Genomic DNA, 21,810 nt, shown 5'->3' on the forward strand with positions numbered 1-21,810 from the left:
GGCATGGCAGCGATATCCCGCGTGGTTATCCCGCCGCAGTGTCCAGGACCACAACGTCCTGCGCCGCGAAGGCAATACCCACCGTTTCTCCGGTCTCCGGCGCATTCTGCAGCGCGCAGGCCGCCTCTATCTGTGGTCCGCTCTTCGGCCGGAGCAACAGCGCGACATGGGTACCGCGGAAGGTCCGGGCCGCGACCGTGCAGGGCAGTCCTTCCCGGGCAGAGGTCAGGCGCACCCCGGCGGGCCGTACGAGCAGCCGGCACGGTCCGTCCACGGTGCCGCCCGGGACCGGCACCTTGCCCCACGGAGTGAGGGCGGCCTCGCCCTGAACCGTCGCCTCGACCACATTGTCGAAGCCGAGGAACCGGGCGACGAATTCGGTGGCCGGCCGCTGCCAGACCTCCAAGGGAGTGCCGGTCTGCGCGATCCGTCCGTCCTGCATCACCACGACCCGGTCGGCCAGGGCGAACGCCTCCCCCTGGTCGTGGGTGACGGCAAGCACCGTCGTACCCAACTCACGGAAGACCCGCCCCAGTTCCACGACCAGGCGTTCGCGCAGCCCGCGGTCGAGCTGGCCGAGAGGCTCGTCCAGCATCAGCAGCCGGGGCCGCGGAGCGAGCGCGCGGGCCAGCGCGACCCGCTGCTGCTCACCACCCGACAACGAAGCGACCGCGCGCCGCTGTGCGCCCGGCAGCCCGACGAGGTCCAGCAGTTCGGTGACCGTGCGCTCCTGGTCGCCGCGCGAGGTGCCGAGCATCCGCAGCCCGAAGGCCACATTTCCGGCGACATCGCGCTGGGGGAAAAGCTGATGGTCCTGGAACATCAGCCCCACGCCGCGCCGGTGCGTCGGCACCGCCGACTGGTCCCGGCCCTCCAGCAACACCTGGCCCGCATCGGCCTGTTGAAGCCCGGCGACGACCCGCAGCAGCGTGGATTTGCCACTGCCGCTCGGCCCCAGCACACACACGATTTCCCGCGCGGCAACCGCCAGATCCACCGCGTGGAGCGCGGGGCGTGCGCCGGGCTTCCCGAAGCGGACGGTCACCCCGTCCAACTGCAGCAGCTGTTGCGCCGTGGTCGTGGTCGGTGCCGTCATTCAGAACTCCCCGGACTGGTCGGTGCGGATGCGCTCCAGCGCCAGGAGCGCCCCGGCGCACACCACCATCAAGATGGTCGACATGGCCATCGCCTGCCCGTAGTTGAGTTCTCCGGCGCGCCCCAGCAGCCGTGCCACGGCCACCGGAAGGGTCGGGCGGTCCGGCCGGGCGATGAAAACCGTCGCACCGAATTCCCCCAGGGATACCGCGAAAGCGAATCCCGCCGCGATCAGCAGTGCGCGCCGCACCATCGGCAGATCCACCTCGCGCCACACCCGCCACGGCGAGGCGCCGAGCACCGCGGCCGCTTCGCGCAGTCGTCCGTCCACCGCCCGCAGCACGGGCAGCATCGTCCGGACCACGAACGGCACGCCGACCAGGGCCTGGGCGAGCGGTACCAGCCACCACGAGGAGCGCAGATCCAGCGGCGGCTTGTCGAGCGTGATGAGAAATCCGAAGCCGACGGTCACCGCCGACACCCCGAGCGGCAGCATCAGCAGAGCGTCGAATCCGCGGACGAGCCGGCCCGCACGGAGGCTCTCGCCCGAGCGATGCCGGGAGTACGGCAGAGTCAGGGCAGCGGCCGCCAGCCCGCCCACCACCAGCGCGATCGCCGTCGCCGCGGCAGCGTAGGAGAGAGAGTTCCACAGGGCGTCGAGGGGGGCGACGGCGAAGGTGCTGTCGGCGGACGCGGCGGAGCTCAGCGAGGTGTAGAAGAGTGCCCCGTAGCCGTCCGGCCCCGCGAAGGAGCGTTCGGCGAGCACCAGAAGAGGGGCGACGAGCAGGACGGCGATGACGGCCAGCGTCCCCCACAGCAGCGCCCACTGCCCGGGGCCGCAGGGCCGCCGCGCGGTCGACGAGGCGTCCACGAGCCGCAGGGCCGCCTCCCGTCGGCGCACGGTCCAGGCGTGCAGCGCCAGCAGCACGAGCACCGCGAGGAATTGGAGCAGCGTGAGGACGGCGGCCGTCGGCAGGTCGAGGTAGTCCGCGGTCTGCCGGTAGATCTCGACCTCCAGGGTCGAGAAGGTGGGCCCGCCCAGGATCTGCACGATGCCGAAGGAGGTGAAGGTGAACAGGAAGACCATCAGCGCCGCCGCGGCGACGGCCGGGCCGAGCGCGGGGAGTGTCACCTTCCGCCAGGCGGCGAACCGTCCGGCGCCCAGGACCCGCGCCGCCTCTTCCTGGCGTGGATCGAGCTGTCCCCAGAGGCCGCCGACGGTCCGCACGACCACCGCGTAGTTGAAAAAGACATGGGCCATCAAGATCGCCCAGACGGAGGTGTCCAGGCGGACTCCCCACAGCGCGTCGAGCGGGCCGCCCCGTCCGACCAGCGCGAGGAAGGCCGAACCGACAACGACGGTCGGCAGGACGAACGGCACGGTCACGACGGCCCGCAGCAGTCGTTTGCCAGGGAAGTCGAAGCGTGCGAAGACATACGCGCCGGGCAGGGCGATCAGCAGCGTCAGCGCGGTGGAGGCCGCCGCCTGCCAGACGGTGAACCACAGGACGTGGAGCACATCGGGATCGGCGAGCACCGCGGTGAACCGGCCGAGCTGCCAGTGCCCGCCCTCCTTCAGTCCCCGCCCGACGATCGCGGTCACCGGATACGCGAACAGCAACGCGAAGAAGGCGAGCGGCACGGCCATCAGACCGAGCCGCACCGCCGTCCTTCGCGAGGGCCCCCGGCGCAGAGCGCGGGTTACTTCAGAACGAGCGAGGACCACTGCTTGATCCACTGTTCACGGTTCTTGGTGATCGTCGCCGGAGCCATCGTCGCCGGCTTGTCGATCGTCACGCCGTACTTGGTGAACAGCGCCGGTTCCTTGGCGTCCTTGAGAGCCGGGTTGACGAACATCTGGAGCGGCATGTCCTCCTGGAACTTCTTGCTCAGCAGGAAGTCCAGCAGCGCCTTACCGCCCTTCTCGTTCTTCGCGCCCTTGAGCAGACCACCGAATTCGATCTGACGGAAGCAGGTACCGGTCGCGACACCGGTCGGTGCCTGGCGGGGCTTCGTCTTCATGTCCTTGACCTCGGCGGGCGGGCTGGAGGCGTAGGAGACCACCAGCGGCTTGTCGCCCTTGGCATGGCCGGATGCGGAGCCCGAGAACCGCTCGTAGTAGGCCTGCTCCCAGCCATCGACGACCTCGACGCCGTTGGCCTTGAGCTTCTTCCAGTACGTCTGCCAGCCGCCGTTGCCGTAAGCGGCGATGGTGCCGAGCTGGAAGGCGAGTCCCGGAGAGGAGGTCGCGGAATTCTCCGTGACGAGCAGGCCCTTGTACGCGGGCTTGACCAGATCGTCGAAGGTCTTCGGCGGCGCGAGCTTGTGCTGCTCGAAGTAGGCGCGGTCGTAGTTGACACAGATGTCCCCGTAGTCGAGCGGGGTGACGCGGTGCTCGCCCTTGTCGAGCTGCAGACCGGCAGGTACGCCGCTGAGCCCCTTGGCCTTGTACGGGCTGAAGATGCCTTCCTTCAGACCGCGGGAGAGCAGGGTGTTGTCGATACCGAAGAACACATCGCCCTGGGGATTGTCCTTGGAAAGGATCGCCTGGTTGACGGCCTTTCCGGCATCGCCTCCGGGCAGGAGCTTGACCTTGTAGCCGCTCTCCTTCTCGAAAGCGGCGAGTACCGATTTGGAGGCACTGAACGAGTCATGGCTGACCAGCGTGACGGTCTTGGCGTCCGCGCTCTCGTCACCCGGGCCGCCGCATGCGGCAAGGGCGGTCATGCCGACCGCGGCGGCGAGCGCTGTCGCGGTGATCCTGCTGGTGGTGCTCACTGATTTCCTCCTGGCTGGCCAGGAAGAGACGCGGCCCCACCCGGGGTCCGCGGCGTGCGACGTCGGAGGACGTACGGCGCGGAACCGGGCAGGGCGCAACAGCATGAGTGGTGACCGAACTTCCTACCCGGAATGACCCGGGCGAGGTTCAAGGGTCTGCGGGCGCCATGGCTCTACGACGTCTCCGCACTCTCAGCGCTGTGGCGCTCCCCTGTCGGAATGTGCATTTGTTCGATCACACAGTACCAGCGGGCGGTCAGCGTTCCGAGGCCGCGAGCTGTCCGCAGGCGCCGTCGATCTCCTGGCCGCGGGTGTCCCGGACGGTCACCGGGACGCCGTGCGCCTCGATGGCCCGTACGAACGCCAGCTCGTCCTCGGGCCGGGAAGCAGTCCACTTCGACCCGGGTGTCGGATTCAACGGAATGAGGTTCACATGGACGCGCTTGCCCTTCAGCAGCCGTCCCAGCAGGTCACCCCGCCATGCCTGGTCGTTGATGTCGCGGATCAGGGCGTACTCGATGGAGATCCGGCGGCCGGACTTCTCGGCGTACTCCCATGCCGCGTCCAGGACCTCGCGGACCTTCCAGCGGGTGTTGACGGGCACGAGCGTGTCACGCAGCTCGTCGTCCGGCGCATGCAGCGACACCGCGAGCCGGCATTTGAAGCCCTCGTCCGCGAACCGCAGCATCGCGGGGACGAGACCGACCGTGGAGACGGTGATGCCGCGCTGGGAAAGGCCGAGGCCGTCGGGCTCGGGGTCGGTCAGCCGCCTGATGGCGCCGACCACCCGCTTGTAGTTGGCCAGCGGCTCGCCCATGCCCATGAAGACGATGTTGGACAGCCGCGCCGGGCCGCCGGGCACCTCGCCGTCGCGCAGTGCGCGCATCCCGTCGACGATCTGGTGGACGATCTCGGCGGTGGAGAGGTTGCGGTCCAGGCCCGCCTGCCCGGTGGCGCAGAACGGGCAGTTCATACCGCAGCCGGCCTGCGAGGAGATGCACATGGTGACCCGGTCCGGATAGCGCATCAGCACGGACTCGACGAGCGTGCCGTCGTGCAGCTTCCACAGGGTCTTGCGGGTGGTGTCGTTGTCGCACGAGATGTGCCGGACGACGTTCATCAGGTCCGGCAGCAGCTCGGCCGCCAGCTTTTCGCGGGCCGCCGCCGGGATGTCGGTCCACTGGGCCGGATCATGCGCGTAGCGGGCGAAGTAGTGCTGCGACAGCTGCTTGGCGCGAAACGGCTTCTCGCCGATCGCTGCCACCGCTTCGCGGCGCTCTACGGGGCTGAGATCGGCGAGGTGCCGCGGGGGCTTCTTGGCTCCGCGGGGGGCGACGAAAGTCAGCACACCGGGCTCGGGCGGTGCCATGGACGGAAACTCCTCATTGCGACGGGCCGGACGATCTCCGCTGCGGCGGAGCCAACGGCAGGACGATGCCGGTACCCGGAGACCTCAGGGGGCCATCCCCGCGGTCGCGGGGCCGGAAGGGGCCGGAAAGGGCCCGCTGCCGGAGGCAACGAGCCCTTCCAGAGTACCTGGGCTGAATCAGCCCGCTCCCACGAAGATCACGAACAGCAGCCAGACCACCGGCGCGGTCGGCAGCAGGGAGTCGAGACGGTCCATGATCCCGCCGTGGCCGGGCAGCAACGTGCCCATGTCCTTGATCCCGAGATCACGCTTGATCATGGACTCGCCCAGGTCACCGAGGGTGGCGCTGGCCGCGACCGCAAGGCCGAGCAGCAGACCCTGCCACCAGGCGCCGTCCTTGATCAGGAACTGCATGCACAGGGCGCCGGCGACCATCGCGAAGAGCAGCGCGCCCACAAGTCCCTCGCGGGTCTTTCCCGGGCTGATGCGCGGTGCCAGCTTGTGCGTGCCGAAGCGCCAGCCGACCGCGTACGCCCCGGTGTCGCTGACGACCGTCAGCAGCAGGAACGTCAGCACCCGCTGCGGCCCGTCGTCCTCGGCCGCGAGCATCAGGGCCACGAAGGTCGCCAGGAACGGCACGTAGAACGCCGCGAAGACGCCGGCGGTGACGTCCCGCAGATAGTTCTCCGGGGCGTCGGTCATCCGCCAGACCAGCACGGCCAGCGCGGTGAGCGCCATCGCCACCCATGCGCCTTCGGCTCCCCGTACGTACCCGGCGACGACCATGGCGGTGCCGCCGACCGCGAGGGGCACCAGCGGCACCCTGATGTCCTTGCGCTCCGCGAGCCGCGAGGTCAGCTCCCACAGGCCCACGACGACGGCGATCGCGATGACGCCGACGAAAACGGGCTTGTAGACGAAGAGCGACGCGAGGATGACCGCGCCGAGGCCGACACCGACCCCTATCGCGGCACGCAGATTGCGCCCCGCGCTCTTCTTCTTGGGCTTCTCGGGACCCCGCGGAGCGTCCGGCTCGGGGGCACCGGGGAAAGCAGTGGGCATGGGCTCCTGCGGCTCTTCGTCGCGGAACAGGGGGCCGCTCAGTCGAGCAGCCCCCCGGTCGTCCCGGAGATCCCGGTGGTCGTCCTGGTGTCCGCCTGGCTCCGGCACGATGGGCATGGGCCGAGTCTGCGCCGCATCGCCCCCGTCGTGCACGGGACCCGCCGAGACGGGGGGAGCGCCCCCGCGGAGCGCGGGGACCGTTCCCTGGTCGGGTGGCCCCCAGTGCGCGGCGCCGGGCGGGGTCCCCCAGGATGACTCGTTCATCAGACCTCGAGGAGCTCGGATTCCTTGTGCTTGAGCAGCTCGTCCACCTGCGCGACGTACTTCGCGGTGGTGTCGTCGAGCTCCTTCTCGGCGCGGCGCACCTCGTCCTCGCCGGACTCCTTGTCCTTGACGAGCTTGTCCAGCGCTTCCTTGGCCTTGCGCCGCACGCTGCGGATCGAGATCTTCGAGTCCTCGGCCTTGTTCTTGGCGACCTTGATGAACTCCTTGCGGCGTTCCTCGGTCAGCTCGGGGAAGGTCACCCGGATGATGCTGCCGTCGTTGCTCGGGTTGACGCCGAGGTCCGAGTCGCGGATCGCCTGCTCGATGTTGCGCAGTGCGCTCTTGTCGAACGGGGTCACCACGGCCATCCGCGGCTCGGGCACCGAGAACGACGCCAGCTGGTTGATCGGCGTCAGCGCGCCGTAGTAGTCCGCCACGATCTTGTTGAACATCGCCGGGTGCGCACGCCCGGTGCGGATCGCGGCGAAGTCCTCCTTGGCGACCACAACGGCCTTCTCCATCTTCTCCTCGGCCTCGAGGAGGATCTCTTCGATCACCACTTGCTCCTGGTCTTATCGGTAAGAAGCAGAGCCTCGCCCCTGCGCGCGTCTTCTCCTGCACGGTGTCCGACCGGCAGGCGGTTGTCCATCCCCGTACCGGGGTCTTCCCACGGCCGGGAGTTGCCGCCCCGCAGGCCGAAGCCCGCACGGTGTCTCGGCAGTTGGGGCCGTCAGGCCCGGGTGCCCTGGTCGCTCACGAGCGTGCCGATCTTCTCACCCTTCACCGCACGCGCGATATTGCCCTCGGCGAGCAGCTCGAAGACGAGGATCGGGAGCTTGTTGTCACGGCACAGGGTGATGGCGGTGGCATCGGCGACCTTCAGCTCGCGCGTGATGACCTCGCCGTATTCGAGGGCGTCGAACTTGACGGCGTCCGGGTTCTTCTTGGGGTCGGAGTCGTAGACCCCGTCGACGCCGTTCTTGCCCATGAGCATGGCCTCGGCATCGATCTCCAGGGCGCGCTGGGCGGCGGTGGTGTCCGTGGAGAAGTACGGCATGCCCATGCCGGCGCCGAAGATGACGACCCGGCCCTTCTCCAGGTGGCGTACCGCACGCAGCGGAATGTACGGCTCCGCGACCTGGCCCATGGTGATGGCGGTCTGGACTCGGCAGCCGATGCCCTCCTTCTCCAGGAAGTCCTGGAGGGCCAGGCAGTTCATGACCGTGCCGAGCATGCCCATGTAGTCGGAGCGGGCCCGGTCCATGCCGCGCTGCTGGAGTTCGGCGCCGCGGAAGAAGTTTCCGCCGCCGATCACCACAGCGATCTCGTATCCCTCGCGCACCACGGCGCCGATCTCGCGGGCGATGGCGTGCACCACGTCGGGGTCGACGCCGAGCCCGCCGCCACCGGCGAATGCCTCGCCCGACAGCTTCAGCAAAAACCGTCGCCTGCCGCCGTGACCGGCCTTGTCCGTGTCCGCGCCGTCGGCACCGTGATTCATTGAGCTCTCCTCGTGCACATACGAAGAAGGCCATTGCCGTGGGTCTGGTCCAGATCCCTGTGCGGCAATGGCCTCCTCGTCACATCTGCGGCCGGCCGTTGAGCGGCCGACTGCGTACGACCCTAGCGGGGTCGCAGGTCATTCGCTGCCTTCGCGGCAGGCTCAGATGCCGACCTTGATGCGCGAGAAGCGCTTCAGGGTGACACCGGCCTCCTGGAGGACCTTCTCGACGGACTTCTTGTTGTCGAGCGCGTACGGCTGGCCGAGCAGCGTCGCGTCCTTGAAGAAGCCGTTGAGGCGACCCTCGACGATCTTCGGCAGGGCAGCCTCGGGCTTGCCCTCCGCGCGGGTGGTCTCCTCGGCGACGCGGCGCTCGGCCTCGACGACCTCGGCCGGGACGTCCTCGCGGGCGAGGTACTTCGGCGCGAAGGCGGCGATGTGCTGGGCGACGCCCTTGGCGACCTCGGCGTTCTCCTTGTCGAGCTCGACGAGGACACCGATCTGCGGCGGCAGGTCGGGCATGGTGCGGTGCATGTACGCCGTCACGAAGCCGCCGGAGAACTGCGCGAAGCGGTCCAGGACGATCTTCTCGCCCAGGTTGGCGTTGGCCTCGTCGACGAACGCCTGGACGGTCTTGCCGGGCTCGATCTCGGAGGCGAGCAGGGCCTCGACGTCGGCCGGGGAGGTCTTCGCGACGTGCGCGGCGATCTCGTTGGCGACGGCCTGGAACTTCTCACCCTTGGCGACGAAGTCCGTCTCGCACTTCAGCTCGACGATGACACCGGAGGTGTTGTCGTCGGCGATCAGCGAGACCACGGCGCCGTTCTCGGCGGAGCGGCCCTCGCGCTTGGCGACGCCCTTCTGGCCCTTGATACGCAGCGCCTCGACGGCCTTGTCGACGTTGCCCTCGGCCTCGTCCAGGGCCTTCTTGCAGTCCATCATGCCGGCGCCGGTGAGCTCGCGGAGCTTCTTGACGTCAGCGGCGGTGTAGTTCGCCATGGTCTGTGAATCTCTTCTCGAAATCTCGAAGTCGAAAGATCTACGGGTGGACGGCGGGGGCGGCGCTTGTGGCGCCCGCCCCCGCCGTCACCAACCGGATGCTGCGGGTCAGGCCTGCTCGGCGTCCGCGGCCGGCTGCTCAGCCTCGGCGGCCGGGGCCTCGGCCGGCTTCTCGGCCTCGTCGGCCGGGGCCTCGGCGGGCTTCTCGGCCTCGTCGGACTTCTTCTCGCCCTCGAGCAGGTCGCGCTCCCACTCGGCGAGCGGCTCGGCGGCCTTCTCGCCCGGCTTCTGGTCGCCGGTGGCAGCGCCGGAGCGGGCGATGAGGCCCTCGGCGACGGCGTCGGCGATCACGCGGGTGAGCAGGGTGACGGAGCGGATGGCGTCGTCGTTGCCCGGGATCTTGTAGTCGACCTCGTCCGGGTCGCAGTTGGTGTCGAGGATCGCGACGACCGGGATGTTGAGCTTGCGCGCCTCACCGACGGCGATGTGCTCCTTCTTGGTGTCCACGATCCAGACGGCGCTGGGCACCTTCTGCATCTCGCGGATACCGCCGAGGGTCTTCTCCAGCTTGGCCTTCTCGCGGGAGAGGACGAGGAGCTCCTTCTTGGTGAGGCCGGAGGCGGCCACATCCTCGAAGTCGATCTGCTCGAGCTCCTTCAGGCGCTGCAGGCGCTTGTAGACGGTCGAGAAGTTGGTCAGCATGCCGCCGAGCCAGCGCTGGTTCACGTAGGGCATGCCCACGCGGGTGGCCTGCTCGGCAATGGCCTCCTGGGCCTGCTTCTTGGTGCCGACGAACATCACCGAGCCGCCGTGGGCGACGGTCTCCTTGACGAACTCGTAGGCGCGGTCGATGTACGACAGCGACTGGAGCAGGTCGATGATGTAGATGCCGTTGCGCTCGGTGAAGATGAAACGCTTCATCTTCGGGTTCCAGCGACGGGTCTGGTGACCGAAGTGGACGCCGCTTTCCAGCAGCTCCCGCATCGTGACGACGGCCATGGCCGTACTCCTTGTTGTTTCTCGGTTTCACTGCGGCCGGTCGGCCGCGGTGCCTGACGCCCCGACGCGCCTGCCGGGGAATGAACCTTGCGGAACCTTCCGAGGACCGAGGAGCGCGGCCATCGTGCTGCCCGAAGGGGACTGCTGCACTGATGGCGGGGCGTGCGAAGTCGACCCGGTGACCCGGATCGCCACAAGAAGTGTACGGGACGGCCGATGTACTGGGCGACACGCACCTTTTCGTGCCCCGTGCGGGTGACGCAGTTGTCCACATCTGGCCGGTTGTCCACAGATCCCGACCAAGATCCCCACTCGGCGCCGGACTGCGTCACGGTCGGGACATGAAACGACATTCCAGCTCGGATACGCGTTCCCGCGAAGGCGACCGGCCCGTGCGCGGCCGGTGGGCATGGGGCCCATGGCGGCGGAAGACGGCCGCTGTGCGGGGGCGGCACTGCTTCTTTCCGGCGAAGGTGGTGACGGGGTTCCTGATCGCTGTGACGGCTGCGGTCATCGGCGTGACGACGCTGCTGGCGGCGTATCCGGGGCTGCGCTTCGGGCCCGGCACGGCCGCGATCCCGGCGCCGAGGCTTGCGGCGGCTCAGACGGTGGCAGGCGATGCGGCGCGGGCGGCGGCAGGCGATGCGGCATGGTCCGAGGACGGGGACGGGCCACCGGGCCGCCACGCCCGGGCGCCCGCCCCGGGCCCGGCCACGGCACCGGCGGATCGCGCCTGGCCGGTGGCGGGCGCGGCGGGCATATGGCCTGCGGTGTTACGGGGCTGGGAGCCGCCGCCCACGCCCTGGGCCGCCGGACACCGCGGCGTGGACCTGGCAGCCGCGGCCCGTGCAACGGTGCGTGCGGCAGTATCCGGCCGGGTGACCTTCGCCGGCACCGTTGCCGGGCGCGGCGTCCTCACCATCGAACTCTCCCGTTCGGGCCGTCCCCCGTTACGCACCACGTACGAACCGGTGCACGCCACGGTCCGCAAGGGCGCACGCGTCGGGGCGGGCCGGCCTGTCGCCGTACTGCAACGAGGCCCGTTCCACTGCCGCGGGCCATGCCTCCACTGGGGCCTGCGCCGCGGAAAGACCTATCTGGACCCGCTGACGCTCCTGCCTGCACCCATGCTTCGTACGGGCCCGTCGCGCCTGCTTCCGGTCATCGGCGTTCCCGTTCCCCGGGGGCCGGATCCGCACGGGCCGGACCTCATGGGGGCCGCGCGGCCGGATCTCGCACCGGCGCGCGAGGCGGCTACGACACCGGCGGGAGCGGCGCTCACGGGGGCCGTCGCCCTTGCCGCTGCCGCGGTCTGGGCACTGGGGCGCCTGTCGTCGGAGCGGGTGAGGGGAGGACGGCATGCCGGCCAGGTGCCGCGAACGGGTGGTGGTGGAGGTGGGTGGGGCGGGAGGAGTCCCCCAGGGGTCAGCCGCGTACGCCACGGAGGACCATGCCCACCGCCGCCTCAGTGATCTCCTCCGGGTTCTCGGCGGCGCCGAGCTCGATACGGCGGACCGCGGCGTCGACGACGCCCTGGAGGAGCATGGCGGCGAGACGGGGCTGCTCATGGCCGAGCGCTGCGAGTGCCTCGACAATCATGGCGATGAGTCCGCCGTGCGCCGCGCGGATCTTCTCGCGCGCCCCCGCGTCCAGTTCGCCGGCCGAAATGGCGACCACCGCACGGTGGCGCCGGTCGTCCACCAGGGCCAGCTGCCTGCGCACATACGCCTCGATCTTCTCCTCCGGCGCACCGGCGCGCTCCATCGCCGCCTCGACCTCCGACGCCCATACCGGGAAGTCGACGGCGCACAGCTCCTCGACGACGGCCGCGCGGGAGCGGAAGTACTCGTACACGGAGGAGCGCGCGAGTCCCGTGCGCTCGGCGAGGGCGGGGAAGGTCAGCGCTTCCGTCCCGCCTTCGGACAGCAGGGTGCGGGCGGCGTCCAGGAGGGCGCCACGCTGCATCGTCCGGTGCTCGGCCACCGAGGCCGCTCGAATCCTTGGCACATCCCCACTGTACGGATGGCGCCCGCGTCACGGCACTCCGCCTGCCGACCCGGCACAGGAAGTTTCAGCGGCCGACGTCGGCGAGCTTCGCGCGCAGCTGCAGTACGGACTTGGTGTGGATCTGGCTCACCCGGCTTTCGGTGACGCCGAGGACATTGCCGATCTCGGCGAGCGTGAGGCCCTCGTAGTAGTAGAGGGTGACCACGGTCTTCTCCCGCTCGGGAAGGGTGTTGATGGCGCGTGCGAGCAGCCGTCGCAGCTCGCGGTCCTCCGCGATCTCGACAGGGTTCTCGGCGGCCGTGTCCTCCAAGGTGTCCATGAGGCTGAGCCGTTCGCCGCCCTCGCCCCCGACGTGCAGCAGTTCCTCCAGTGCCACGACGTTGGCCAGGGACAGCTGGCTGAACACCCCGTGGAGTTCCTCCAGCGCGATGCCCATCTCGTCCGCGACCTCCGCCTCGGACGGGGTGCGGCGCAGCTGCGCTTCGAGGGTGGCGTACGCCCGTTCCACGGCGCGGGCCTTCTGCCGTACGGACCGGGGGATCCAGTCCAGCGCACGCAGCTCGTCGATCATGGCGCCGCGGATGCGGGTGATGGCGTAGGTCTCGAACTTGATGGAGCGTTCCGGTTCGAACTTCTCGATGGCATCGATCAGGCCGAAGACTCCGGAGGAGACGAAGTCGGCCTGCTCGACATTGGGGGGCAGGCCGACGCTGACACGGCCGGCGACGTACTTGACCAGCGGCGAGTAGTGCAGGATCAGCTGCTCCCGCAACCGCCCGTCGCCCGACGCCTTGTACGAGCGCCACAGCTCGTCGAGCGAGGTGGGCGCGGCGGGGCGCACGCTGGCGCGCGCAGCGGGTGGTACAGCTGCGCGGTCAGACCCGGAGGTGTGCTGGGGCATTCGTCGCCTTGAGCCGTTCTGCCGAGACGCTGGATGGACGGTGGATGGGTGGACGAAGGGACGGGTGTTGGGGTGAAGCGGAGGGTGAAGTGGATGTGAGCGTAGCGTGACCGCGGCGTCGCGGTGTGCGAGGAGGAGGAGGTGGGGTGTGCGCAGATACGTTCCGCTGCCCGCACCTCAGGGTTACTTCGTGCGGCGCGGCGGCACGGGGACCCGTTGCCGGGCGCGGATTCCCGAGGGGCCGGGGTGCCGGCCGCAGTGGCGTGCCGGGCGCGGTGCCGTGTGTGCGTCGCGCCGGGTCACCGTCTCCCCAGGGGTCGACGCCATGCGTCGAAGCAAGGCAAACCTGGATTCTGCCGTCATTCCCCTCACCCTTTCACCCGTTCGCCCCAGGTCAAGTACCGCCTCGCCGGGAACCTCCGGTGGGCTCGGTGCGTCGGGCCAGCTCCCAGCGGGTGCCGCACTTCTGCACGAATCCGAGGGACTGGAGCTCCACGAGCTTGTTCTGCGCGAGGTCGCGGGGCGTGCCCGACTCCCTGGCGAGGTGGCCGGTGTCCGCACCTCCGCGGGCGGGCAGGGCCTCCAGTACGCGGGAGGCGACAGGGTCGAGGAGGTCGCGGGCGAAGGTCGGGCCGTTGTGCTGGGGGCCGAGGTCGCCGATGCTGCCGACGAGTTCGATGACCTCGTCGGCGTCGGTGACCAGCTCCGCCTCGCCGCGCAGGAGTTGATGGACGCCCGCGGACAGACCGCTGGTCACAGGGCCGGGCATGCCCATCGTGAAGCGGCCGAGCGCAAGCGCCCGGCGGGCGGTGACCAGGGAGCCGCTGCGGAGTTCGGCTTCGACGACGACGGTACCTCTGGTGAGAGCGGCGAGGACACGGTTGCGCTGGATGAAACGGCTGCGGGTGGGGTGTTCGCCGGGCGGTAACTCGGCGACCAGCAGGCCCTGTTTGGCGATGCGGCCGAGTAGTTCGGTGTGTCCGCGGGGGTAGGCGTAGTCGACGCCGCAGGCCAGTACAGCGAAGGTCGCGCCATCGGCGGCCAGTGCGCCACGGTGGGCCGCGCCGTCGACTCCGTAGGCCGCACCGGAGGCCACGGTCCAGCCGCGTTCGGCGAGGCCGGCGGCGAGGGTGGTGGCCAGGTGGGCGCCGTATTCGGTGCAGGCCCGCGCGCCGACGACGGCGACCGAGCGCAGCGCCCAGTACCGGAGGTTGGCCGTGCCACGCACCCACAGGCCGATGGGGCGGGCGTCGCCGAGGTCGTCGAGCTGGCCCGGCCATTCCTCGTCCCCGGGGATGAGGAAGCGGCCGCCGAGGGCGGCGACGGCAGCCAGGTCCGCGGCGGGATCGACGTGGGTGGCGCGCAGCCGCAATCCCGCGATCTTGTCCGGCCTCGCGCCTGGGGGCGGGTCGGCGTCATCGGACAGGGCGCGCCACAGGGCCTGGGGGCCCATGTCGCGCAGCCAGCGGCCGGCGGTTTCGTCGCCGGGCTCCAGGATGCGGGTGAGCGCCGCGCGGGCCGTGCGCTGTGGCTCGTACGGCCGGTCGTGGGCCGGAGGCCGGTGGGCGGCCCCGTTCCGTGTGGTGTCGGCGGGCTCGTGCGTGGCGAAGCCCCAAGCATCAGTGGTGTTCATCGGGTTCGTCTCCTGTTCATCGGGAGGCCGCGGCCGCGTGGCGAGGCGGCTGGTGGTGGCGGCTTGAGGTGTCTCGGTGAGACTCGGGGCGACGGGCACGGGCGACTGCGGGGGGACGGGGGCTGGGGCAGTGGCGGCTTCCCCGTCCCCCCGGGGGCCCCACCCCCACCCCACCCCACCCCACCCCCGCCTCCCCACACCACCCGGGTTCAGGGCACCACCGACCCCACACCCGGCACACCGCGCGGCACACCTTCACCGGCGCCCGGACCGGCCCTCAACGCACCCGTCCCGGCGCCCGATCCGGTCCCCGGCACACCCGCCCCGGCACCCGGCCCAACCCCCGGCACCCCCGCAGGCCCGCCCCGGCGGACGCCCGTGCGCAGTTCCAGGGCCCAGTCGACGTCCCTTCTTGTGGGGCGGTCGCGGCCTGCGAGGTCGGCGGAGGTCCAGGCGACGCGCAGGACGCGGTCCAGGCCACGGGCCGTCAGGAGGCCGCATTCCAGGTCGCGTTCGGCCTGGGCGAGGGCTCCGGGGTCCACCTGCCAGCGCGTTCTCAGTTCGTGCCCGGGGACTTCGCTGTTGGTGTTCCAGGGGGTGCCGGCGAGGCGGGCGGCGGCGCGTTCGCGGGCGGAGCGTACGCGGGCGGCGACCGAGGCGGTGGATTCGGCGCCGCTGCCGAGTGCGGCCAGTTCGGAGCGGGCGACCGGTTCCACGGCGATCCGCAGATCCACCCGGTCCATCAGCGGGCCGGACAGCCGCGCCCGGTAGCGGCGGATCGAGGAGGGGCGGCATTCGCAGCCGCCCCCGGTGGTGCCGTGCCGTCCGCACGGGCAGGGGTTTGCCGCAAGCGCGAGAAGGAAGCGGGCGGGCATCCGCATCATCCCGGCTGCCCGGGCGACGACGACATGGCCCGATTCCAGGGGCTGGCGCAGGGCGTCCAGCACGCGGGCGTCGCACTCGGCGGCCTCGTCCACGAACAGCACTCCGTGATGGGCCAGGGACACGGCCCCGGGGCGGGGCAGTCCGTTGCCGCCACCGACGAGGGAGGCCATGGTCGCGGAGTGGTGCGGGGCGCAGTAGGGCGGGCGGTCGACGAGGGGCTGACCTGGTGGGAGGGTGCCGGCCACCGAGTGGACGGCGGTGACTTCCAGCGATTCTTTGGGGGACAGCGGCGGCAGCAGCCCGGGGAGGCGTTCGGCAAGCATGGTTTTGCCTGCTCCGGGCGGGCCCTTGAAGAAGATGTGGTGGCGTCCGGCGGCGGCGACTTCCAGGGCGCGCCGGGCGTTGTGCTGGCCCGCGACGTCGGCCAGGTCGAGTGGGTGGTCCCCCGACGGCAGGCCGGCGCAGGCGCCGGTGCCGGGGATTGCCAGGCCGGAGAGGAGGGGGTCGGGGCGGCCGTCGCCAAGGGTGTCCTCGGCTTCGTCGGGTACGGGTTCGTCGGTGAGGACGGCGATGAGCTGGCGCAGGCTGCGAACGCCCAGGACGGAGATGCCGGGGACGAGCGAGGCCTCGGCCACCGTGCGTTCGGGCACGACGACCTGGCGGTATCCGGCGTCGGCGGCGGCGAGGACGGCGGGCAGGACGCCGCGTACGGGCCGGACCCTGCCGTCCAGGCCCAGTTCGCCGATCATCATCAGGTCGGTGAGTTCGCGGGGGTCGAGGCGTTCGGCGGCCCCGAGGACGGCGCAGGCCACGGCCAGGTCGAAGCCGCTGCCGCTCTTGGGGACGGAGGCCGGGCTCAGGCCGACGGTGAGTTTCTTCTGCGGCCATTCGGCGCCGGAGTTCACCACGGCCGCGCGTACCCGGTCCTTGGATTCGACCAGGCTTTTGTCGGGGAGTCCGACCAGGGTGAAGGCGGCGACGCCCGGTTCCAGGTCGGCCTGGACCTCGACCACGACGCCTTCGACGCCGACGAGGGCGACGGAGCAGGTGCGGGCGAATCCCATCACGCCACCCCCCGTACGTGCTCGACCACGGGGGCGCCGCGGGCCGGGAGCAGGACGCCGATGACATCGATGCGGACGCCGCCGGGCGGTGGGCCGCCGTGGCGTTCGAGCCAGCGCTCGGCCAGGCGGCGCAGCCGCTCGGTTTTTTCGGCGCGTACGGCCGCCATGGGGTGTTCGTATAACGCCGCGCGGCGGGTTTTCACCTCGCAGATGACCAGTGCGTCGCCGTCGGCGGCCACGATGTCGATCTCGCCGTCGCGGCAGCGCCAGTTGCGGTCCAGGATGCGCATCCCGGCGTCGATGAGCCGCCGGGCCGCCAGGTCCTCGCCGTAGCGCCCAAGCGCTCGCCGCCGCCCTGCGGCCCCGGCGGCCTCCGGACTGCCCTCCGGCTTGTCCCTCGTCCTGCGCTTCGGCTTGCCGTGCGCGGTGCGTGCGGTGTCACCGGCTCCGTGGCCGGTCTGCGTGGTGTTCATTCGGTACCACCTCCGGCACCGACTGTGACGCCTCCGCGCAATCACTGTGGATCTTGGTGGATAACCGGCCGGTTGTGGATAACTCCGTCACCCGCAGGGGGCACGGGCGGCGCCGCCGGCACGACGGAAGCCGCCCACAGACACCCGAGCCGGGCCCCGCGTCGACCCCGCGCCGGCCCTACACCGGCCCCGCGCCTCAGCTCCCGGGCAGATCGAGATCGCTCTTGTTGAGCTCCTCGATGTTCACGTCCTTGAATGTCAGGACGCGCACCTGCTTGACGAAACGGGCCGGGCGGTACATGTCCCAGACCCAGGCGTCGGCCATCGAGACCTCGAAGAAGACCTCGCCTTGCACCGAGTGCACCTGCATTTCGTAGTCATTGGTGAGGTAGAAGCGACGCTCGGTCTCGATCACATATTTGAACAGCCCGACGACGTCGCGGTACTCCCGGTAGAGCTTCAGCTCCATCTCGGTCTCGTACTTCTCGAGGTCCTCGGCGCTCATGGCAGATCCCCTTCAGCCGTGCGTCCCCCCATTGTGCGTCAGGCTCGCTCGGTCTCCAGGAGCACCGGCGCACTCGGGGGTCCTTCGTCGAGCAGTGTGCGCAGCAGCTCGGCGAGTCTGGTCGGATACACCGTCTCATGTGCCGCGGACAGTTCCTCCGCGGTCCACCACCTCAGTCCCGAGACGCTGCGTCGCTCCAGTTCCGTGTGTCCTGCCATATCGGTGGCGGTACGGTCCGTACGTCCCAGGTAATACCACTCGTCCTGGTCCCAGCGCCGCCCGTCGAACGGAAACGAGCAGCGGCGTTTCCACAGGACGGGGCCGAGGACGGCGTCGGTGATGCCGGTTTCCTCGGCGAGTTCGCGGCGGGCGGCCGCTTCCCGGGTCTCGGTGCCCTCCACGCCGCCTCCCGGGGTGAACCACCAGGTGTCGGAGGGGTCGTCCGGTTCGAAGCCGTGCAGGAGCAGGATCCGGTCGTCGGGGTCGAGCAGGACGACGCGGGAGACCTGGCGGATCGCGGCGGGCCGGTCGGCGGTTTCGTCGCCCCTGATCGTGGATCCGGGCCGGTCGGCCGCTTCGCCGTCACCGGCCGCGGGCCCGTCGGCCGCTTCGCCGCGACCGGTCGTGTGACCGGGCCGGTCAGCCATCGGCGCCGGCCTTGCGGGCCCGGCGTCGGGCGACCGGCCCGTAGGCGGCGCCGCCGAGGATGAGGGCCGCGCCGGCGACGACGGTGAGGGCGATGGGCTGTACGGGGCCGGGCTGCGAGATGCCGCCGGGGAGTGCGGCGAAGGCGGGCGGGCGCTGCATCACGCCGATGCTTCCCAGCGGCCAGGCGCGAGCGTCGACGCGGGCCTGGACGGCGCTGCGCGGAACGGAGCCCTGGTCGCCGTCGGTGAGGTGGACGCGGGAGTCGAGCGAGTCGCTGCGGTGGTCGCCGAGGAGGAAGAGCTGGCCGGTGGGGACGGTGGCCTTGAAGCCGACGGGCGAGGCGGGGCCGTGGCCGTGCAGATACGGTTCCTCCACGGGCTTGCCGTTGATGGTGAGCCGGCCCTGCTTGGTGCAACAGGCGATGTGGTCGCCGCCGACCCCGACGACGCGCTTGACCATCGGCAGATCACCCCAGGTCGTGTCCTTGAAGACGACGATGTCGCCGCGGCGTATCTCGGAGCCGTCGGCCTTTTCGGCCAGGACCCGGGCCCCGACGGCGATGGTCGGCGACATCGAGTCGGTCGGCACCGTGTAGGGGCGGTAGAGCACCGCCGCCCACACGAAACCGCCCAGGAACAGCACACAGCCGACGGCCACGGCCAGACCCGAGAGCGTACTGCCCATGGTCCGGCCGCGGCCGTCGGTCCTGCGTTGCGTACTGCTGCTCATCCCAGCGCTCCCACCCTGCGGACGATGCCCGCGTTCGAAGATCTGGGACGGCACCCTACCTGGGGTAACGCTCCCGGGTCAGCACCCGGACCGCTCCTTGGTCAGCGCTTGGGGACGGCCCTCGGAGGGACTGTCCCCGGTGAGCCGCCGGCGGCGCCACAGCACGATCGGCACCGCACCGGCCAGACCCATGGCGGCCGGGGCCGCGGCCATGGCCTTGTTGATGCCGGGCTGGTCGAAGGTGTCGGGCACCGGCAGCGTCGCCCAGCGGTCGAGGGGCCAGGCGATGGTGAAGGCACGGCCGACGACCTCGTCGACCGAGACCGTGCCGCCGCCGCGGAGGTTTTGGTGGTAGCGCGAGTCGAGGGAGTCGTCACGGTGGTCGCCCATGACCCAGATGCGGTCCTTGGGGATCTTGATCGGGCCGAAGGCGCGGTCGCCGCAGGGTGTGGCACCCGGGTAGATGTAGGAGCTCTCCTGGAGCGCCTTGCCGTTGACCTTCACCGGGCCGGTGCCATGGCACTCCACGGTGTCGCCGCCGACCGCGATGACCCGCTTGATCAGGTCCTTCTCCTCGGCCGAGGGCATCAGGCCGATGAAGCTGAGGACCTTTTGGACCGGGTTGGGCTCGGGGGTGGGGGTTTCGTTAAGCCAGCCGCCCGGGTCGTGGAAGACGACGACCTCGCCGCGCTGCGGCTTGGATCCGAACCACGGGGTGAGCTTGTCGACCAGCACCCGGTCCCCGCGCTGGAGGGTGTCCTGCATGGAGTCGGAGGGGATCGAGAACGCCTGCACAAGAAACGTTTTGATCAGGAGGGCGAGCAGGAGCGCGATGCCGATGAGGATCGGCAGCTCCTTCCAGAAGGCGCGTGGCTTCTTTGCCTTCTTCACGCCGACGTCCTCTTCCTTGTCCACCGCCGTCCACTGTGACTGCGACTGTGGCTGATGCACGGAACTCGCCGCCTGGTGCGAGGGCTCATCCTGCCCCGCCGGCTCTTCGGGCTCTTCGGTTCCGGACCGCGCGCCGACCGCCAAGTCCCCCACATCTGCTCCTCACTCCACGCACTCGCCTGCACCTGAGCCGGTGCAGGCCCACCACTCCCATAACGAGCGGGAGTTCCGCAGGGGTCGGGAGTACAGCCAAACTCTCGGGGTACAGCCTATGCGTCACCTGTGCGGGCGCGGCTCTGGCGCCCGGCGCGTCGTGCACCGTGCTGAAGGTGTCGGGTTCTTCCAGGCGGCGCCAGTGGCTGAACGGCCAGGCGATCCAGCCGGCCCGGCCCACGACGTTGTCCTCCGAGACCGTGCCACGGTACGGCTCGGCCAGGTGGAAGCGCGAATCGGCGGAATCGGAGCGGTGGTCACCCATCACGAAGATCCGTCCGGTGGGGACGGTGACGGTGAATTTCAGCTCGGAGGGCGGGTTTCCGGGGTGGACGTACGGTTCGCTGAGCGGGGTGCCGTTGACGGTGACCCGGCCCTGTTTGTCGCAGCACTTCACGGTGTCCCCGCCGACCCCGACCACCCGCTTGATCAGGTCCTTCTCGTCGGCGGAGGGCAGCAGTCCGATGAAGGTCATGAAGTCCTTGAACTGCTTGACGCCCACCGGCGGTTCGCCGCCGATGCGGCTCTTCTCGTTCGCGGGAAGCCAGTGTCCGGGGTCCTTGAAGACGACGACATCGCCGCGCTGGGGCTTGGACCCGAACCAGGGGGTCAGCTTGTCGACCAGCACCCGGTCGCCGATCTTGATCGTGTTCTCCATCGAGCCCGACGGGATCACGAACGCCTGGACCAGGAAGGTCTTCAGTACCAGGGCGATGGCCAGCGCCACCCCGATGAGGATGGGGATTTCCTTGATGTAGGAGCGCTGTCTGCGGCGTTTGATGCGCTTGGCCTGGCGGCGCCGCTCGGCCCGGCCGCCGGTCCGGGGCGCGTCCTGCGCGGGCCCGTCGAAGCCGGGCGCGGGGCGGGGCGGCGCCGGCTCCGTCCCGGTGCCCCGTGCCCGGGAGCTGGTCGTGGTGGTGGCCTGCCGCCCGTGGCGGGGCTTGCCGCGGTTACCCATGGGGGCCTGCCGGGGCGGGTATGGCGTCGAAGGCGTCCGGGGTGTGCAGGCTGGTCCAGCGGTCGAACGGCCAGCTGATCCAGTCGGCCCGGCCGATCACCTCGTCCACGGGTACGGTGCCGCCGCCGGGGTCACCGAGGTGGTCGCGGGAATCGCTGGATCTGGCACGGTGGTCGCCCATCACCCACAGCTTTCCTTCCGGCACCACGATGTCGAAGTCCACCGAGGACGGTGCGTCCCCCGGGTGGAGATAGCCCTCGCTGACGGCCTTGCCGTTCACCTTGATCCGCCCCCGTTTGTCACAGCAGGTCACGTGGTCGCCGCCGACCCCGATCACTCGCTTGACGTAGTCGGTGTCCGCGGGCCGGGCCAGGCCCAGCGCCGCGCCGGCCCCGCGCACCAGGGCCGTGACGGGATTGTCCCCCGTGTTGCTGTGAACGAAGGACCCGGTGCCGTCGAACACCACGACATCGCCCCGCCGGGGGGTGCCGCCGAAACGGTACGCCAGCTTGTTGACCAGCACCCGGTCCCCGATGTGCAGGGTGTTCTCCATGGAGGAGCTGGGGATCAGAAAGGGCTGGATGACAAAGCTGCTCAGCAGGAACAGAAAGACGAGGCAGCACACCAGGAGCGCGACCGGCCGGCGGCCCGAGCCGGCCAGGAAACGCGCGGAGCGCGACCGCTGCTCCGACCCCTGGTCGGGGGTGGGAGAGAGGTCGCGCTCCGGGAGCTGTGCGTCGGTGTCCATCGGGGCCTGAGCCTATCCGGCCGGTTCCGGACGCCGTACGTGAGCGTGGTCTTGCGTTGCTCCGGCGCAAAAAATCGCACTCCGGAGC

Annotated in this window: 20 protein-coding genes and 1 pseudogene; 1 reads left to right on the plus strand and 20 read right to left on the minus strand. The window is 70.4% G+C overall.

Annotation, left to right across the window (positions count from 1 at the left end):
- Positions 1-25 precede the first annotated feature (25 nt).
- The 9 genes from SNA_RS31145 to rpsB all read right to left on the minus strand — a co-directional run bounded on the left by SNA_RS31145 (position 26) and on the right by rpsB (position 10,067).
- Entirely contained in the window at positions 26-1,096 is a 1,071-nt protein-coding gene (locus SNA_RS31145; RefSeq protein WP_030063960.1) for an ABC transporter ATP-binding protein, read from the minus strand.
- The gene (locus SNA_RS31150; RefSeq protein ID WP_078970330.1) at positions 1,097-2,758 is read right to left on the minus strand and encodes an ABC transporter permease; all 1,662 of its coding nucleotides are present in this window, start codon (positions 2,756-2,758) and stop codon (positions 1,097-1,099) included. It lies immediately after the preceding gene.
- Positions 2,759-2,796: 38 nt separating this feature from the next.
- Positions 2,797-3,873 (minus strand): thiamine ABC transporter substrate-binding protein, encoded by a 1,077-nt coding sequence (locus SNA_RS31155; protein WP_030063957.1) that lies wholly within the window; start codon positions 3,871-3,873, stop codon positions 2,797-2,799.
- A 256-nt stretch (positions 3,874-4,129) separates the two neighbouring features.
- Complete coding sequence (gene rlmN, locus SNA_RS31160; RefSeq protein WP_030063956.1) at positions 4,130-5,242, minus strand: dual-specificity RNA methyltransferase RlmN; 1,113 nt, start codon at positions 5,240-5,242, stop codon at positions 4,130-4,132.
- 177 nt (positions 5,243-5,419) lie between these two features.
- Positions 5,420-6,568 (minus strand): phosphatidate cytidylyltransferase, encoded by a 1,149-nt coding sequence (locus SNA_RS31165; protein ID WP_078970332.1) that lies wholly within the window; start codon positions 6,566-6,568, stop codon positions 5,420-5,422.
- On the minus strand, positions 6,568-7,125 hold the full coding sequence (gene frr, locus SNA_RS31170; protein WP_030063954.1) for a ribosome recycling factor: 558 nt from the start codon (positions 7,123-7,125) through the stop codon (positions 6,568-6,570). Before frr ends, SNA_RS31165 begins: the two co-directional genes overlap by 1 nt.
- A 173-nt stretch (positions 7,126-7,298) precedes the next feature.
- On the minus strand, positions 7,299-8,069 hold the full coding sequence (gene pyrH / locus SNA_RS31175; RefSeq protein WP_030063953.1) for a UMP kinase: 771 nt from the start codon (positions 8,067-8,069) through the stop codon (positions 7,299-7,301).
- Between the two features lie 162 nt (positions 8,070-8,231).
- On the minus strand, positions 8,232-9,068 hold the full coding sequence (tsf, locus tag SNA_RS31180) for a translation elongation factor Ts (RefSeq protein WP_030063952.1): 837 nt from the start codon (positions 9,066-9,068) through the stop codon (positions 8,232-8,234).
- A 108-nt stretch (positions 9,069-9,176) separates the two neighbouring features.
- A complete protein-coding gene (rpsB, locus tag SNA_RS31185) occupies positions 9,177-10,067 on the minus strand; it encodes a 30S ribosomal protein S2 (protein ID WP_030063951.1) in 891 nt (296 codons plus the stop codon).
- Positions 10,068-10,408: 341 nt separating this feature from the next.
- Between rpsB and SNA_RS40725 the strand changes: the two genes are divergently transcribed.
- Entirely contained in the window at positions 10,409-11,539 is a 1,131-nt protein-coding gene (locus SNA_RS40725; RefSeq protein ID WP_078970333.1) for a peptidoglycan DD-metalloendopeptidase family protein, read from the plus strand.
- On the opposite strand, the gene SNA_RS31190 is transcribed toward SNA_RS40725, so the two are convergent.
- The 11 genes and pseudogenes from SNA_RS31190 to lepB (SNA_RS31240) all read right to left on the minus strand — a co-directional run bounded on the left by SNA_RS31190 (position 11,493) and on the right by lepB (SNA_RS31240) (position 21,722).
- Positions 11,493-12,032 carry a TetR/AcrR family transcriptional regulator gene (locus tag SNA_RS31190; protein WP_037788743.1) on the minus strand — a complete coding sequence of 180 codons (540 nt, stop codon included), beginning with the start codon at positions 12,030-12,032 and terminating at the stop codon, positions 11,493-11,495. The genes SNA_RS40725 and SNA_RS31190 overlap by 47 nt on opposite strands.
- A gap of 106 nt (positions 12,033-12,138) precedes the next feature.
- Positions 12,139-12,975, minus strand: coding sequence for an RNA polymerase sigma factor WhiG (gene whiG, locus SNA_RS31195; RefSeq protein ID WP_030063949.1), 837 nt, complete (start codon positions 12,973-12,975; stop codon positions 12,139-12,141).
- 394 nt (positions 12,976-13,369) lie between these two features.
- Positions 13,370-14,608, minus strand: a complete 1,239-nt coding sequence (gene dprA, locus SNA_RS31200) for a DNA-processing protein DprA (protein WP_078970334.1) — start codon at positions 14,606-14,608, stop codon at positions 13,370-13,372.
- A 209-nt stretch (positions 14,609-14,817) separates the two neighbouring features.
- Positions 14,818-16,557, minus strand: coding sequence for a YifB family Mg chelatase-like AAA ATPase (locus SNA_RS31205; protein ID WP_241779923.1), 1,740 nt, complete (start codon positions 16,555-16,557; stop codon positions 14,818-14,820).
- A pseudogene (locus SNA_RS31210) lies at positions 16,557-16,934 on the minus strand (YraN family protein); the annotation flags it as partial. The gene SNA_RS31205 and the pseudogene SNA_RS31210, both read right to left, overlap by 1 nt.
- Before the next feature lie 292 nt (positions 16,935-17,226).
- Entirely contained in the window at positions 17,227-17,535 is a 309-nt protein-coding gene (locus SNA_RS31215) for a DUF2469 domain-containing protein (protein ID WP_003980220.1), read from the minus strand.
- A 38-nt stretch (positions 17,536-17,573) separates the two neighbouring features.
- A complete protein-coding gene (locus SNA_RS31220) occupies positions 17,574-18,182 on the minus strand; it encodes an NUDIX hydrolase (protein ID WP_078970336.1) in 609 nt (202 codons plus the stop codon).
- On the minus strand, positions 18,175-18,912 hold the full coding sequence (gene lepB / locus SNA_RS31225) for a signal peptidase I (RefSeq protein ID WP_030071693.1): 738 nt from the start codon (positions 18,910-18,912) through the stop codon (positions 18,175-18,177). Before lepB (SNA_RS31225) ends, SNA_RS31220 begins: the two co-directional genes overlap by 8 nt.
- Before the next feature lie 78 nt (positions 18,913-18,990).
- A complete protein-coding gene (gene lepB, locus SNA_RS31230) occupies positions 18,991-19,803 on the minus strand; it encodes a signal peptidase I (RefSeq protein WP_420823538.1) in 813 nt (270 codons plus the stop codon).
- Between the two features lie 85 nt (positions 19,804-19,888).
- Positions 19,889-20,974: a signal peptidase I gene (gene lepB, locus SNA_RS31235; protein ID WP_044367870.1), complete on the minus strand. Its 1,086-nt coding sequence runs from the start codon at positions 20,972-20,974 to the stop codon at positions 19,889-19,891.
- Positions 20,967-21,722, minus strand: a complete 756-nt coding sequence (gene lepB, locus SNA_RS31240; protein ID WP_044367871.1) for a signal peptidase I — start codon at positions 21,720-21,722, stop codon at positions 20,967-20,969. The genes lepB (SNA_RS31235) and lepB (SNA_RS31240) overlap by 8 nt, the downstream gene beginning before the upstream one ends.
- Positions 21,723-21,810 lie beyond the last annotated feature (88 nt).

Origin of the sequence: Streptomyces natalensis ATCC 27448, assembly GCF_000935125.1 — a bacterium.
Classification (GTDB): domain Bacteria; phylum Actinomycetota; class Actinomycetes; order Streptomycetales; family Streptomycetaceae; genus Streptomyces; species Streptomyces natalensis.